The sequence below is a fragment of the Pseudomonas sp. PDM18 genome, from assembly GCF_014852585.1.
Lineage (GTDB): Bacteria > Pseudomonadota > Gammaproteobacteria > Pseudomonadales > Pseudomonadaceae > Pseudomonas.
In genome coordinates, this window is sequence record NZ_JACVBX010000006.1 from 197,013 (window position 1) to 210,221 (window position 13,209).

13 protein-coding genes are annotated in these 13,209 nt (G+C 65.0%); 8 read left to right on the forward strand and 5 right to left on the reverse strand.

All coding sequences use genetic code 11. From position 1 onward, the window contains the following. The first annotated feature begins 357 nt into the window (after nt 1–357). Nucleotides 358–1,554, forward strand: coding sequence for an MFS transporter (locus IB274_RS14650; RefSeq protein ID WP_192432658.1), 1,197 nt, complete (start codon nt 358–360; stop codon nt 1,552–1,554). A 126-nt stretch (nt 1,555–1,680) separates the two neighbouring features. Here the strand turns inward: IB274_RS14650 and IB274_RS14655 are convergent, their stop codons facing one another. After that, nucleotides 1,681–2,595, reverse strand: coding sequence for a LysR family transcriptional regulator (locus IB274_RS14655; protein WP_192432659.1), 915 nt, complete (start codon nt 2,593–2,595; stop codon nt 1,681–1,683). Nucleotides 2,596–2,775: 180 nt separating this feature from the next. On the opposite strand from IB274_RS14655, the gene IB274_RS14660 reads away from it, so the two are divergent. Genes IB274_RS14660 through IB274_RS14670 form a run of 3 tightly spaced genes read left to right on the forward strand, consistent with a single transcriptional unit; the run spans nt 2,776 to nt 5,026 of the window. Further along, nucleotides 2,776–4,113: a nucleobase:cation symporter-2 family protein gene (locus tag IB274_RS14660; RefSeq protein WP_192432660.1), complete on the forward strand. Its 1,338-nt coding sequence runs from the start codon at nt 2,776–2,778 to the stop codon at nt 4,111–4,113. A gap of 56 nt (nt 4,114–4,169) precedes the next feature. Continuing rightward, the gene (locus tag IB274_RS14665; protein ID WP_192432661.1) at nt 4,170–4,679 is read left to right on the forward strand and encodes a nucleoside deaminase; all 510 of its coding nucleotides are present in this window, start codon (nt 4,170–4,172) and stop codon (nt 4,677–4,679) included. Next, on the forward strand, nt 4,676–5,026 hold the full coding sequence (locus IB274_RS14670; RefSeq protein ID WP_192432662.1) for a hydroxyisourate hydrolase: 351 nt from the start codon (nt 4,676–4,678) through the stop codon (nt 5,024–5,026). The genes IB274_RS14665 and IB274_RS14670 overlap by 4 nt, the downstream gene beginning before the upstream one ends. Before the next feature lie 33 nt (nt 5,027–5,059). On the opposite strand, the gene IB274_RS14675 is transcribed toward IB274_RS14670, so the two are convergent. Further along, a complete protein-coding gene (locus tag IB274_RS14675) occupies nt 5,060–5,833 on the reverse strand; it encodes an ABC transporter ATP-binding protein (protein WP_192432663.1) in 774 nt (257 codons plus the stop codon). Between the two features lie 117 nt (nt 5,834–5,950). Here IB274_RS14675 and IB274_RS14680 point away from each other — a divergent pair, with 117 nt between their 5' ends. The 4 genes from IB274_RS14680 (at nt 5,951) to IB274_RS14695 (ending at nt 9,496) form a co-directional block, all read left to right on the forward strand. Beyond that, the gene (locus IB274_RS14680) at nt 5,951–6,292 is read left to right on the forward strand and encodes a hypothetical protein (RefSeq protein ID WP_192432664.1); all 342 of its coding nucleotides are present in this window, start codon (nt 5,951–5,953) and stop codon (nt 6,290–6,292) included. A 291-nt stretch (nt 6,293–6,583) separates the two neighbouring features. Beyond that, on the forward strand, nt 6,584–8,377 hold the full coding sequence (locus tag IB274_RS14685; protein WP_192432665.1) for an acyl-CoA dehydrogenase: 1,794 nt from the start codon (nt 6,584–6,586) through the stop codon (nt 8,375–8,377). Nucleotides 8,378–8,704: 327 nt separating this feature from the next. After that, a complete protein-coding gene (locus IB274_RS14690) occupies nt 8,705–9,151 on the forward strand; it encodes a hypothetical protein (protein WP_192432666.1) in 447 nt (148 codons plus the stop codon). A gap of 165 nt (nt 9,152–9,316) precedes the next feature. Beyond that, nucleotides 9,317–9,496: a hypothetical protein gene (locus IB274_RS14695; RefSeq protein ID WP_024762799.1), complete on the forward strand. Its 180-nt coding sequence runs from the start codon at nt 9,317–9,319 to the stop codon at nt 9,494–9,496. 33 nt (nt 9,497–9,529) lie between these two features. Here the strand turns inward: IB274_RS14695 and IB274_RS14700 are convergent, their stop codons facing one another. The 3 genes from IB274_RS14700 to IB274_RS14710 are packed head-to-tail and all read right to left on the reverse strand — an operon-like array spanning nt 9,530 to nt 13,176. Then, nucleotides 9,530–10,639, reverse strand: coding sequence for a M14 family metallopeptidase (locus tag IB274_RS14700; RefSeq protein WP_192432667.1), 1,110 nt, complete (start codon nt 10,637–10,639; stop codon nt 9,530–9,532). Between the two features lie 57 nt (nt 10,640–10,696). Beyond that, a complete protein-coding gene (locus IB274_RS14705; RefSeq protein ID WP_192432668.1) occupies nt 10,697–11,971 on the reverse strand; it encodes an MFS transporter in 1,275 nt (424 codons plus the stop codon). Continuing rightward, a complete protein-coding gene (locus tag IB274_RS14710) occupies nt 11,968–13,176 on the reverse strand; it encodes a M20 aminoacylase family protein (protein WP_192432669.1) in 1,209 nt (402 codons plus the stop codon). Before IB274_RS14710 ends, IB274_RS14705 begins: the two co-directional genes overlap by 4 nt. Between the last annotated feature and the right edge of the window lie 33 nt (nt 13,177–13,209).

A 13,209-nucleotide genomic window follows, 5' to 3' on the forward strand; every position in this document is an offset into this window, starting at 1 on the left:
TACAAATCCGAATCGAAAATCGCTTCTAACAAGTAGAAATTCAAACTCCCAAAGGACAATTCGCCGCAAGAAAAAGCAGAGCAGGCCAAATTCAAACCGCGGAGACCACGCAATTCATTCGCGCAGATCGAATCAGTCAGAACCCGCATTCCCATTAATTTCATTCCACCGAGCGCCGGTCAGAAGGCTCAGGGCTCGGCCCGCTCTGCTGGCGGAACTGAGCACCTTCGGGTTGATCTCCGCTCTGCTGGGCGATGGAGCTTTCGACATGTAGTCGCGGATTTCCCTTGGTGTTCCGCTGCTGCTGATCGTCTTTGTAGAGGAGAATGCCTCGCCATCCCAAGGAGCCACGCTGAAATGACTGCCATGCCGCCCCAGGCGCCCCCGCTCAACCTGCGCCCACTGATGTTCGAGACCTTCGTCTGCACGGTGGCGGTAATGTCCTTCGTCGCACTGATTGGTCCGGTAGCGCGCACCCTGGGCCTGGCACCCTGGCAGGCGGGGATGACGGTCACTGTCGGCGGCATCGCCTGGATGCTCATGGCGCGTGTCTGGGGTATCGCCAGTGACCGCCTCGGCCGCCGTCGCGTGCTGCTCAGCGGCTTGGCTGGCTTCGCAGTGACCTACGCGCTGCTCTGCGCGTTCATGGCACTGGCACTGAACACCTCCATGTCACCGCTGCCGGCCTTCATTGGCATCGTTGCACTGCGCGGGTTGGCGGGAGGTTTCTATGCCGCCGTGCCGGCTTGCTCCGCGGCGCTGGTCGCGGACCATGTGAGCGCGGACAAGCGCGCCTCGGCCATGGCCGGGCTGGGGGCCGCCAGCGCCGTGGGCATGGTAGTCGGGCCGAGCTTCGCGGGCCTGCTGGCCATGCTCGGTCTGGCACTGCCGCTGCTGCTCACCTGCCTGCTGCCGCTGCTTGCGTTGGCCGTGCTGTGGAAGTGGCTGCCGCATCACGAGCACGCCCACCAGCGCAAGGGCCCAGCCCTGGCGATCAGCGACAAACGTCTGCGCCGCTCGCTGACCCTCGGCTTCATCGCCATGGTGTGCGTGACCGTGGCGCAGATGACTGTCGGCTTCTTCGCCCTCGACCGGCTGCAACTGCCTCCGGCTGACGCCGCCCGCGTGGCCGGCATCGCGCTCACGTCAGTGGGCGTGGCGCTGATCTGTGCGCAGATGCTGGTGCGCAAGCTGAACTGGGCGCCGCTGCGCCTGATCAGCGTTGGTGGCACCGTCTCCGCGCTGGGCTTCGCCACAGTGTGCTTCGCCGTGGCACCGTGGATGCTCTACGCCTCCTGCTTCGTCGCTGCCGCCGGCATGGGTTGGGTCTTCCCCGCCGTCTCGGCGCTCAACGCCAATGCCGTAGAGGCAGACGAGCAAGGCGCCGCTGCCGGCAGCCTGGTGGCCGTGCATGGGCTAGGCATGATCAGCGGCCCGTTGCTGGGCACCCTGCTGCACCAGGTGGACAGCCGCGCTCCCTATGTACTGGTCGCCGCACTTCTGCTTTGCGGCGTCGCCTGGACCATGCTGCCGTGCAAGAGAGCCGTTAGGTGACCTATACCAACATTGCGCCGTAGATGCGCAGCGGCAGCAGGTCCAGTGGCGCATTGATCGATACACCAACAACGTTTGTACTGGAGCACTTCGACCACTACCTAAGCCCCTGTCGGCTGATTACCTTCACAAGGTCGTGGACACGCCTCGCCGATCCAATTCGAACACCTTGCTGCGCTGCAGGCATTCGCGTAGCCAGCGCTCGGCCTTGCCTGGCCGTCGCTGGCGTTGCCAGAGCAGGTCGACGCCCACCAGCCAATCGGTGTGCGGGTAGGCCTCCAATTGCAACTCCACCAGCTCGCCCGCCGCCAGCTCACGCTGGATCAGTTGCCGGGGAAGCGTTGCCCAGCCGAGCCCAGCCCGGACCATTTCCACCAGCGCCAGGTAGCTCTCCGCCTGCCAGACCTGGGTGGCGCGAAGGTATTCGCTGCTGGGAAGCTTGTGGGCATGCGCAACGTAGGCCAGGCGACGGTGCGCGCGCAGGTCTGCGAATCCGACCTGTTCGCGCTGCGCCAGCGCGAACTGCGCATTACAGACGTGAGCCATGATCAGCTTGCCAAGCTGCTGGAAAGCCAGTTCCTGCGGGTATTCCGGCTGGGAGAACGCCACACCGAGGTCGGCCTCCCCCTTGAGCACCAGCTCGCTGACGTCGCCATGCACGGGGTGGCGGATCAGCAGGTCAACGAAGGGAAACACCGCGTCGAACTCGCGCAGCGCCGGGATCAGGGAACCGTACGGCACCTCGATAGCGAGGGTCAGCGATGGCTCGACCTGCTCTGCCAGGCTGTCGGCACTGCCCTCCAGGGCATAGCAGCGCTCCAGTACTGCTTCCGCCTGCAGCAGCAGTTTGCGACCCGCCGCGGTGAGTGCCGGGATCCGACTGGAGCGGTCGAACAGATCCACCCCCAGGTCCGCCTCCAGGTTGGCGATCGCCGCACTGACCGTGGACTGTGTCCGTCCCAGGCGCCGCGCCGCTGCGGAGAAGGACCCTGCCTGGACCGCCATGACGAACACCTGTAACTGCTCCAGCGAAAAGCGCATGGTGATTCCTTTCCTGACTCGATCCATCGATGCTAGCGATGGTTATTCATTTGTTCCATCGCTTATTTCGCAGGACTATCTCCCGCGACATCGGCAGCAGCTGCCCCCGACCACTGTGCTGCGTGTCACTCCGGGCGCCCGTAATAACAATAAGAGCCGCACCTTCAGGAGATTCAAGACATGAGCCTTACCCGCGTTCACCCGGTGGACGAGATCCTGCCCCTGCGGCAGCTCTTCACCTTCGGCCTGCAGCACGTCCTGGTAATGTACGCTGGCGCCGTCGCCGTGCCGCTCATCCTCGGCAGCGCCCTGGGCCTGACCCAGGCGCAGATCGTCACGCTGATCAACGCCAACCTGCTCACCTCCGGCATCGCCACGCTGATCCAGACACTCGGCTTCTGGCGCTTCGGCGCGCGCCTGCCGTTGATCCAGGGTTGCTCCTTCATCGCCCTGGCACCGATGATCATGATCGGCAAGCAGTTCGGCCTGCAGGAAGTGTTCGGTGCGGTGATAGCGGCCGGTGCCATCACCATCGCCATCGCGCCAGTGTTCAGCCGGATGCTGCGGTTCTTTCCGCCGGTGGTCATCGGCAGCCTGATCACCATCATCGGCATCTCGCTGATGCCTGCCGCCGCCATCTGGCTGGGCGGCGGCAATCCGGGCTCGGAGGACTTCGGCAAACCAGCCAACCTGCTACTGGGCATGACCACGGTGGCGATTACCCTGGTGATCTACGCACGCTTCTCGGGGTTCATCGGCAACCTCAGCGTGCTGATCGGGCTGATCGCCGGCAGTCTGGTCGCCGCCGCCTTCGGCATGACCCACTTCGGCCAGGTGGGCGAAGCAGCCTGGTTCGAGCTGAGCCCGCCAATGGCCTTCGGTGTCCCGCAGTTCTCGCTCACACCGATCCTGATCATGGTCCTGGCAATGCTGGTGATCATGGCCGAGACCACCGGCAACTGCTTGGCCATCGGCAAGCTGGTGGGCAAGCCGACCGACCAGCGCACCCTGGGCAACGCCTTCCGCGCCGACGGCCTGTCAACCCTGCTCGGCGGAATTTTCAACAGTTTCCCCTACAACGCGTTCACCCAGAACACAGGGCTGATCGCCCTTTCCAATGTGAAAAGTCGCTTCGTGGTCGCCGCCGCCGGCGCAATCATGGTGCTGATGGGGCTGTTCCCCAAACTTGGCGCGCTGATCGCCGCAGTCCCCACGCCAGTGCTGGGCGGCTGCGCCATCGTGATGTTCGGCATGACCACCGTGGCCGGCATCCAGGAACTCTCTCGCGTGCGCTTCGAAGGCACCCGCAACGGCATCATCGTCGCGGTCTCGGTCAGCGTCGGTGTGCTGCCGATGTCCTTCCCGGCCCTTTTCGAACACGCCAGCGGCCCGCTCAAGCTGGTGCTGGAGAGCGGCATCTTCCTCGGCGCGATCACCGCCATCCTGCTCAATCTGCTGCTCAACAACGACAAGAGCCCTGCCGCCAAACCCGCCGGCCAGGCCAGCGTCACCGAGTGACCATTCCGGCGTGCGCCTGCGGGCGCACGCACTACTTCACTGCCCACGGAACCCCTATGACACACTTCAACAAACTCACCCCCGCCGGACTTTCCGAACTCGATCTCGACCTGCTGCGCCAGTCGATCCGCCTTTCCGAGGAATCCCGTGAACGCGGACGCCATCCTTTTGCCGCACTGGTGGCCGATGCCCAGGGGCGGGTGATCGCCAGCGCCGGCAACAACTCCATGCCGCCCGAAGGTGACCCGACCCAGCACGCCGAACTGGTGGCAGCGGCTCTTGCCGCACGTCAGTTGAGCCCGGAAGAGCTGGCCGACTGCACGCTCTACACCAGCGCCGAGCCCTGCTGCATGTGTTCCGGGGCGATCTACTGGACCGGCATCGGTCGGGTGGTCTACGCGCTCTCCGAGCACTCGCTGCTGGGCCTGACTGGCGCACATCCGGAGAACCCGACCTTCTCCCTGCCCTGCCGGGAAGTCTTTGCCCGTGGTCAGCGTGTGATCGACGTGCACGGTCCACTGCTGGAGGACGAGGCCGCGACGGCCCATGTGGGGTTCTGGGAATGAATGGCGGCCTCTCCATCCATGTCGTCGACATCGCCAGGGGGCATGTCGCGCAGGGGCTGGAGCTATGCGTGAAGCGGCAGGATGGCGACGTCATCCTGCGCGGCAGCATCGATGGGCGAGGACTGCTACCGGGGCTGGAGGCGCTCGCCGAGCAGTTTGGCAGCGGGGTCTACGAAGTGCGCCTGCAGGTCGCCGACTTCTATCGGGCAAACGGAACTGCGCTGCCCGAAACTCCCTTTCTCGACGAGCTGATCTATCGCTTCGGCATTGGCGATGCGCACCAGCACTATCACCTGCCGTTCAAGCTCACCGCCTGGGGCCTTTCCTGCTTCCGTGGCGGAGCCTGACCAGCGCCGGGGTTGCGAAAGCCCTGGCGCTGCTCAGGCATGCCAGCAGCGATACCAGCCATCCTGCTCAGTCACTTTCAACGGTGCCTGGTACAGCGCGGACAGGTGCTCGCTGGTGAGAATCTCGGCCTTTGGCCCGTCAGCCACCACCTTGCCGTTGGCGATCAGCACCACGCGTTCGATTTCCGGGATGATCTCGTCCAGGTGATGGGTGGTGATGATCATTGCGTGCTCCGGGCCACAGAAGCGCCGCAGCAGGGTAAGCATCTGCAGGCTGGCGCCCATATCCAGGCCATTGGCCGGCTCATCGAGGATCAGTGCCCGGGGCTCGTGGATCAGCGCACGGGCCAACAGCAGGCGGCGCTTCTGGCCGGTGGACAGGCGCTGGAACATGCGCTCGGCATAGTCGCCCATCTCCACGGCGGCGAGCATTTCGCGGGACTTTTCGACCTGTTCTGGCGTCGGTTGCAGGTGGCTGTGGCTGCCGATGGCGCCGAAGAAGCCCGAGATCACCACATCCAGCGCCTGGGTGAACGGCGTATAGTCTTCCTGGAGGTCCTGGGAGACGAAGCCGATGCGGCTGCGCAGGTCCCACAGGGTGACGTTCTGCAGGCCGAACAGGTTCAGCGAGCTGTCCGGGCGATCCACCGGGTAAAGCTCGCGGCTGATCAGCTTGAGCAGTGTGCTCTTGCCGGCGCCGTTGGGACCGAGGATGGCGACCTTCTCGCCTTCGCCAATGTGCAGGGAAAAGCCATCCAGCACGCGGGTCTGCTGCTGGTAGGCGGTGACGTTATTGAATTCGATCATGGACTTTTCATATCGGGCTGAGGGCAGCCGCTGACAGTAGGCGCGTTAGGCCTGGCACTCAAGTCTTCATCGAATCGCAACTACGCTTTCGGTATTTCCCACAAGCGGGCGCGCCCAATGAGCGAACATGAACCTCCCAGCCTGGATGACGATATCTGCGTCCACATCTTCTCCGTCTCCGCCACCATGGTCGGCGTTTGCCTGACGGTGATTGGCATCATCCGGGTGATCCTGACGCTGCGTCATGATGACTTGATCATCGACGACCTGGTGGCGGTGAATATGCTTCTCTACGTCGTATCCGCTTTCTGTGCCTACTGGAGCCTGCGCGCCCACCGCACACGCCGCGGCCAGATCATGACCCGCATCGCCGACAGCGTATTTCTTGGTGCCCTGCTGTTCACCGCGGCCAACGCCAGCTTCATTACTTGGGCAATGACCTCCACACCCACCACCTGACCCGCTCGACCGCAACAGGCACACTGAACCGCAATTAAATGCCCCGTAGTCCAGCGATATAGAGCGGCGCGCCGCACCCGAGCGCCCAATCTCCGTCTCGACCTCCAACTTCCTCGCTCGCTCGAAAATTACCCTTCAAAACTTCCAGCGCCCAAAACAGGTCCACTGTCTGACCCTGCCCGATCGGCACCCACTCGAAGAGAGGGGCGAAGCACCGCTCGTCCCCCCTTCTAATGGGGTCTTCGACCAATCTGGGCCAGGACGCGCCGCTGGCCATACAGGAGTTCCGACATGAGTGAATACATCGCCCCGCTGCGCGACATGCAGTTCGTCCTGCGCGAACTGCAGCAACTCGACAAGCTGAATCAGCTGCCCGGCCAGGAAGAGATGAATGCCGAGTTGGTGGACGCCATCCTCAACGAGGCCGCGCGTTTCGCCCAGGGCGTGCTGGCGCCGCTGAACCGCGTGGGCGACCGCCAGGGTGCGCGCTGGCAGGACGGCGATGTGCGCACGGCCGAGGGCTGGCGCGAGGCCTACGGACGATTCGCCGACAAGGGCTGGAATGCGCTCTCCTGCCCGCCCGACTTCGGCGGCCAGGGCGCGCCCCGACTGGTTTCGGCGCTGGTGGAGGAAATGTGGAACGCCGCCAACGTCGCCTTCGGCCTGTGCCCGATGCTCACCCGAGGGGCCATCGAGGCCATCGAGCTGCGTGGCTCGGAGGAACTGAAGCGGACCTGGCTGCCCAAACTGGTGAGCGGCGAATGGACCGGCACCATGAACCTCACCGAGCCCCAGGCAGGCTCCGACCTCGCCGCCGTGCGCACGCGCGCCGAGTCGCAGGCGGACGGCAGCTACCGGGTATTCGGGCAGAAGATCTTCATCACCTACGGCGAGCACGACCTTACCGACAACATCGTCCACCTGGTCCTGGCGCGCGTGCCGGGTGCGCCGGCCGGCGTGAAAGGCATCTCGCTGTTCGTCGTGCCCAAGGTGCTGCTCAACGCCGATGGCAGCCTGGGCGAGCGCAATGACGTGCGCTGCGTCTCCATCGAGCACAAGCTTGGCATCCACGGCAGCCCGACCGCCGTGCTGGCCTTCGGCGACCAGGGCGGCGCCCAAGGCTGGCTGGTAGGCGAAGAGAATCGCGGCCTGGAGTACATGTTCATCATGATGAATGCGGCGCGCTTCTCCGTTGGCATCGAAGGGATCGGCTTGGCCGAACGGGCCTATCAGCGCGCGCTGGCCTATGCCCGGCTGCGCATCCAGGGCTCGGAGATTGGCGTACCGGGGGGAGAAAAGGCCGCGATCATCCGCCACCCGGATGTGCGTCGTCTGCTCATGTCGATGCGCTCACGGGTGGAAGCCATGCGCGCGCTGGCCTGCGAAGTGGCACTGGCGACCGATCTGGCCCACAGCCACCCGAGCGAAACCGTGCGCCGTGAGCGGCAAGCCTTCGTCGAGCTGATGATCCCAGTGATCAAGGGCTGGTGCACCGAGAGCGCGGTGGACATCGCCTCCCTTGGCGTGCAGGTCCATGGCGGTATGGGCTTCATCGAGGAAACCGGTGCCGCCCAGCATCTGCGCGACGCTCGGATCACGCCGATCTATGAGGGCACCACGGCCATCCAGGCGCTCGATCTGATCGGTCGCAAGATTGCCCGCGACAAGGGCGCGGCCGCCTTCGCCCTCATCACCCGCTTGCGTGAAGCGCAACTGGCGCTACCGGACGACGACCCGCAACTGGCGGCGATTCGTCATCGCCTGTTCTCGGCGATCAACGCCCTTGATGATGCGGTGAACTACGTGGTGAACCACTTCGACGATCAGGTGCGCCAGGTAGCACTGGGCTCGGTACCGCTGCTGGAGCTGTTCGGCATCGTCACCGGCGGCTGGCAGCTGGCGCGCTCCGCCCAGGTGGCCCGCCACCGCTTGGCCGACAACAGCGGCGACGCCGCGTTCTACCGGGCCAAGCTGCGCACCGCGCAGTTCTATGCCGGGCATTTCCTCACCCGCGCACCGGGCCTGGCGCAGGTCATCGTCGAGGGGGGCGACGCCGCTCTGGCGATGGAGGACTTTGCCTTCTGAGCGGATATCGCCGCCCGTCCGAAGTGCCTGAGGGCGGCCACATTCCGTAACGCAAACTTTACACCCCCTGTCGATCCTGTCGCCCGTGGCCACAACAGGCCGCGCACCAAGCGTGCGCACACTTGGCTATTGCGGAAGGATCCCGTTATGCAGGAATGCTCGTTGACAGGGTCTCGCCGCTTCAGTGAGATGGCCTTTCGTTCAGGCAAATGGCATTGCTGGTCGACTGTGTGCGTTGTGTCCTGCAATGCCGCGATGACGAAACTTTGGCGATCCCGACTCGCTTACGAAAGTTTTCTCGTTTCATCGACACAGGAGATGCCGGCGATGTTGAACCAGGCACCCCGGAATACCCAGGACGTCGAATTCGACGAGCAATTCCTCCTCGCCTTCGAGATCCAGGTCCTGCAGAAGGCCCTGCCGGCCTTCGAAGAGGCCTCGCGCTTCGCCCGCGACCGGGGCCTGCGCTGTAGCGTGGAATTGATCACCAACGCTGACGGCCATCCCGAACTGAGCCTTAGCGCGACCCAGCGCGATGACCTGCCGGACAGTTGCTATCGACTGATCGCGGACCCCGCCGCCCAAGGCATAGTCCACGAGGAGTTCACTGCGGTGAACCGCCGCACGCGCCGCCAGGGCGCGCGCCTGGCGACGCTGACTTCGCGCTCGCTGGAGCTGCAACTGGAAGCCTTCTTCATGCACGCCTTCGGCATGCGGCTGGACTACAACGTGCTGCGCCTGGACTACTCTTACGAGCATGCTTCTGGGCTTTAGGCCTTTTCCGACGCCGCCGGTCGTCGGTTCGGCCGGTGGCGGAACGAGCGTTCCGTCGGACTGTTCCTGCAAAGGATGATTTATGGCAACGATGAACGCGTCGAAGTCGCTATTATTCGCGCCCTGTGCGCCACCTCGTGCGTGTTTCCTCGTTGTCGCTTCGCCATGAATGAATTCCTCGTGCATTTTCAGGACGGTCACTGCCTGGGCAAGACCGTGCTGCGCTCGTTTTCCCGTCAGATGACCCTCTCCGAGGCGCGCGTGCGCCTGCAGGCCTGCTACCCGCTGCGCGTTCCGCACCTGCTGAACATCCTGCACCTGACGCCGATGCTGCCTGGCCGCTGATCGGGCCCACGGGTTGCAGCGCAAGACTCTCAGTTACCCAGACACGCGAACCGGCGCCGCCTGAGCCTCACCGAGCCCGGCAAGGGCTTGCCGCGCCGCTTCGCCCGCCTGCTCCAGCACCTGGCGCTTCCAGCCGTCCTCGTCCACATAGAAGGCATCACGCAGCTGGCGATGGATGCGCAGGGCTTTCTCCGCCGGTACGCCGGGGTTGTTGGCCAGCCACTGGTCCGCGCGCAGCGCCTTGAGCACCTGGAGCCCTGGCAGCGTGCCGAACTCCAGGGCGATGGCGGTCAGCTCGGCCTGCGGACACTCGCTCGCAGCGCTGAGGATCATCTGCCCATGCAGTTGCACCGACACCGATCCCCCCTCGTGCGCCGAAGTCACCTCATCGCTCCACCAGCGGCGCGTGCGCGCCAGCGTCTGCGGGTCGTTCCCGCCCACATAGATGCGCTCGCCGTGGCCTTTTGGCCCAAGGCCAGTGTGCACGTCGATCCAGCCCAGTCGTGCGCAGTTGCGGGCGTGCTGGCGCAGCACCTGGCGCACGGCCTGGTTGCTCCAGGTCGGTTTGGCGCCGATGTAGAACAGGCCGTTGGGATGGCTGTCCTGGCCGCTGGATATGGCCGCCTGCAGTTGCTTGCGGCCGTGACGCATGGCGTAGCGCAGCAGGCGCAGATGGCTGGCGAAGGACGGCCAACGGCGCGGGATCAGGATCGGGTCCAGCACCGCGTAGGCCTGGTTGCGCTGTCGCGGCTGGGAGAAGTCGATGAAGTTGCGGTTGAGGTCAACGTTCTCGTGGGTCCAGCGCCGCCACCAGGAAAAACCGTAAGGGTTGGCCGCATGCAGATAGAGCACCGCGCAATCGGCCTTGGCGCATTGCTCCAGCCAGTCGGGATCATTGAGCAGCGCAACCTGCACCGCCGAGCCGCAAAAACCTTCCACTCCATGACAGCCGCTGCTGATGATCAGCAGGTTCTGCGCATCGCGCGGACCACTGCGTGCCACGTCCAGCGCAAGCGGTTCGCCATCGCGGCCAGCCAGCGGGTGGCGGTGGGATTCGACGACCAGGCCGGCGGACAGGCACGCGGCGAGAAACTTGCCACGCGCTTCGGCGTAGCTCTGGGAGAAACAGGCAGACGGGTTCATCACCGCTCCGGATGATTGGATGTTGCAGGGCCCGCTGGGCGGGCCCTTCGGGGAATATCAGGCGTGGCCGACCGCACCGGGCACCGGCGCTTCGCCATGCTCGCCCTGCACGGACTGGCGGGTGCGCTCGGGGGCGATGATCCGGCAGCCGAGGATGGCACCGACCACGGTCAGCACGCCGAACAGGCCGAGCGCCGTCTCGAAGCCATGGGCGATGTCGCCACCGCGCAGCTCGACCAGCTGGCCGACGATCCACGGCGCGAGCATCCCGGCGCTGGTCATGCCGCCAATGTGAATGGCCAGCATCGAACCGCGCTGGGCGCTCGGGGCGATGTAGGCAACCAGAGTGTTGCAGAAGGTTGGCAGGACGTTCACCAGGATCGCGCCCAGGGCGTAGAGCACCAGGATCGCCAGGCGATCGCCGTGCAGCAGGGTCAGCGCGCAGAAGGCGACACCGGCGACCACTGCGAAGGCCATCGGCGGCAGCACCATGGCGCGCTGCACCGAGGCGCCGCGCTTCATCGCCCGCTGGGAAAGCGTGGAGAGCAGCAGGTTGGCGAGGATCACCCCGACCGTTACCACCATCACCGTGTAACCCGACTGCATGGGCGTCATGCCCTGGCCCTTCTGCAGATACACCGGTACCCAGCTGTACACCAGCGCGGTAGGCAGATAGCTGAGAAAGCCCATCAGAGTGATCCAGATGAAACTGCGGTTGAGTAGCAGGCGGCTGTACGGCAGGCGCAGCGACGACCCCGGCCCCTCCTCTTCGGTCTGCTGGCCTTCACGGCCGAAGATCAGCCAGACCACCAGCCAGACCAGCCCGAGCAGCGCCAGCAGGAAGTACGCGGTACGCCAGCCGAAGTGCTGGATCGCCAGCGGCAGGCTCAGTGCGCCGAGCACCGCGCCGAGCATGATCGATACCTGGATCAGCGCCGAGGGCAGCACTCGCTCCTTCGGCCCGAACCACTTGAAGCAGGCGTGCTGGGTAACCGCCGTGCCCGGCCCGGTGCCGGCGCCGAGCAGCAAGCGCCCGGCGACCAGCGCGGCAAAGCCGCTGGACAACGCCACCAGCAGTTGCGAGGCCATCCAGACCACCGACATCCCGGCGAGAATCCAGCGCGTCGGGAAGCGGTTGGCGAGGAAGCCCACCAGCACGCCGGAGATCGAATAGAGGAAGAAGAACGCGCTGCCGATGAAGCCGAACTCGGTCGGTGAAAGCTTCAGCTCATCGATAATCTGCGCGCCGGCGAAGGCGAAGATGGTCTTGTCCAGTACGCTGATGACCATCACCAGCATCAGCAGGATGAGGACTACGGTGCGCTGTTTCATGCCTGCTCCTCTCTCGACAGCGAAGTCTCCACCAGCCGCACCCAGAGCGCCGCGCCGAAGGGAATGGCGCCGTCGTTGAAGTCGTAACCGGGGTTGTGGACCATACAGCCGCTGGGGCCGCTGTTGCCATTGCCCAGGGCGATGTAGCAACCGGGACGGCGCTCCAGCATCCAGGCGAAATCCTCGCTGCCAAGGAAGCCCGAAGGAATCTCGGAGAGCAGCCGCTGCGGTCCGACCAGTTCAGTCAGTACCTGGCGCGCGAGGCGGGTTTCCTCCGGCGTGTTGACCAGCACCGGCACCAGCTCCTCGTACTCGTAATGCAGTTCCATGCCGTGCACATCGGCGACGCCACGGGTGATCTCGCCGATGCGCCGCTTGAGCAGCTCGCGCACCTCCGGTTTGGTGGCGCGCACGCTCAGGCGCAGGTCGGCGTGGTCAGGAATGACGTTCGCCGCCTCCCCCGCCTTGAGCATGCCCACGGTCACCACGCCCACTTCGGTGGACGGCACGTTGCGAGCGACGACGCTTTGCAGCGCCAATACCAGTTCCGCGGCGGCGACAATCGGGTCCTTGGTCAAATGCGGCATGGCGCCATGGCCGCCGACGCCCGTCAGGCGGATCGATACACGGTCCGAGGATGCAGTCAGCGCGCCTTCGCGGGTCAGGAAGCAGCCCACCGGCAGACCCGGCGCGTTGTGCAGCGCGTACACCGCGTCGCAGGGGAAGCGCTCGAACAGGCCGTCGTCCATCATCGCCACGGCGCCACCCAGGGTTTCCTCGGCGGGCTGGAAGATCAGGTTGAGGGTGCCGTCGAAGTTGCGCTGCTCGGCCAGGTCGCGGGCGGCGCAGAGCAGGATGGCGGTGTGGCCGTCATGACCACAGGCGTGCATGCGCCCAGCGTGCTGGCTGGCGTAGGGCACGCCGCTGGCTTCGTCGATGGGCAGCGCGTCCATGTCGGCGCGAATGCCGATGCTGCGTGCACTGTTGCCTTGGCGCAGGACACCGACCACCCCGGTACCGCCTACGCCTTCATGGACGTCGTAGCCCCATTCGCGCAGGTAGCCGGCGACGATGGAGGCGGTACGCGCCTCCTCGAAGCCCAGCTCGGGATGCTGGTGAAGGTCCCGGCGAATCCGGGCGAAGGCTTCCTGGGAAGCGAATAGTCTTTCGACTGTCTCGTGCTGGGTAAGGGGGTGCTGACTCATGCCGCATCCTGCTCATTGTTCTGATGTGGCCGG

What these genes read in the sequence shown, in the direction of transcription:
- IB274_RS14650 (WP_192432658.1), top strand. Translation starts at nt 358, where the DNA reads ATGACTGCCATGCCGCCCCAGGCGCCCCCGCTCAACCTGCGCCCACTG.
- IB274_RS14655 (WP_192432659.1), bottom strand. Translation starts at nt 2,595, where the DNA reads ATGCGCTTTTCGCTGGAGCAGTTACAGGTGTTCGTCATGGCGGTCCAG.
- IB274_RS14660 (WP_192432660.1), top strand. Translation starts at nt 2,776, where the DNA reads ATGAGCCTTACCCGCGTTCACCCGGTGGACGAGATCCTGCCCCTGCGG.
- IB274_RS14665 (WP_192432661.1), top strand. Translation starts at nt 4,170, where the DNA reads ATGACACACTTCAACAAACTCACCCCCGCCGGACTTTCCGAACTCGAT.
- IB274_RS14670 (WP_192432662.1), top strand. Translation starts at nt 4,676, where the DNA reads ATGAATGGCGGCCTCTCCATCCATGTCGTCGACATCGCCAGGGGGCAT.
- IB274_RS14675 (WP_192432663.1), bottom strand. Translation starts at nt 5,833, where the DNA reads ATGATCGAATTCAATAACGTCACCGCCTACCAGCAGCAGACCCGCGTG.
- IB274_RS14680 (WP_192432664.1), top strand. Translation starts at nt 5,951, where the DNA reads ATGAGCGAACATGAACCTCCCAGCCTGGATGACGATATCTGCGTCCAC.
- IB274_RS14685 (WP_192432665.1), top strand. Translation starts at nt 6,584, where the DNA reads ATGAGTGAATACATCGCCCCGCTGCGCGACATGCAGTTCGTCCTGCGC.
- IB274_RS14690 (WP_192432666.1), top strand. Translation starts at nt 8,705, where the DNA reads ATGTTGAACCAGGCACCCCGGAATACCCAGGACGTCGAATTCGACGAG.
- IB274_RS14695 (WP_024762799.1), top strand. Translation starts at nt 9,317, where the DNA reads ATGAATGAATTCCTCGTGCATTTTCAGGACGGTCACTGCCTGGGCAAG.
- IB274_RS14700 (WP_192432667.1), bottom strand. Translation starts at nt 10,639, where the DNA reads ATGAACCCGTCTGCCTGTTTCTCCCAGAGCTACGCCGAAGCGCGTGGC.
- IB274_RS14705 (WP_192432668.1), bottom strand. Translation starts at nt 11,971, where the DNA reads ATGAAACAGCGCACCGTAGTCCTCATCCTGCTGATGCTGGTGATGGTC.
- IB274_RS14710 (WP_192432669.1), bottom strand. Translation starts at nt 13,176, where the DNA reads ATGAGTCAGCACCCCCTTACCCAGCACGAGACAGTCGAAAGACTATTC.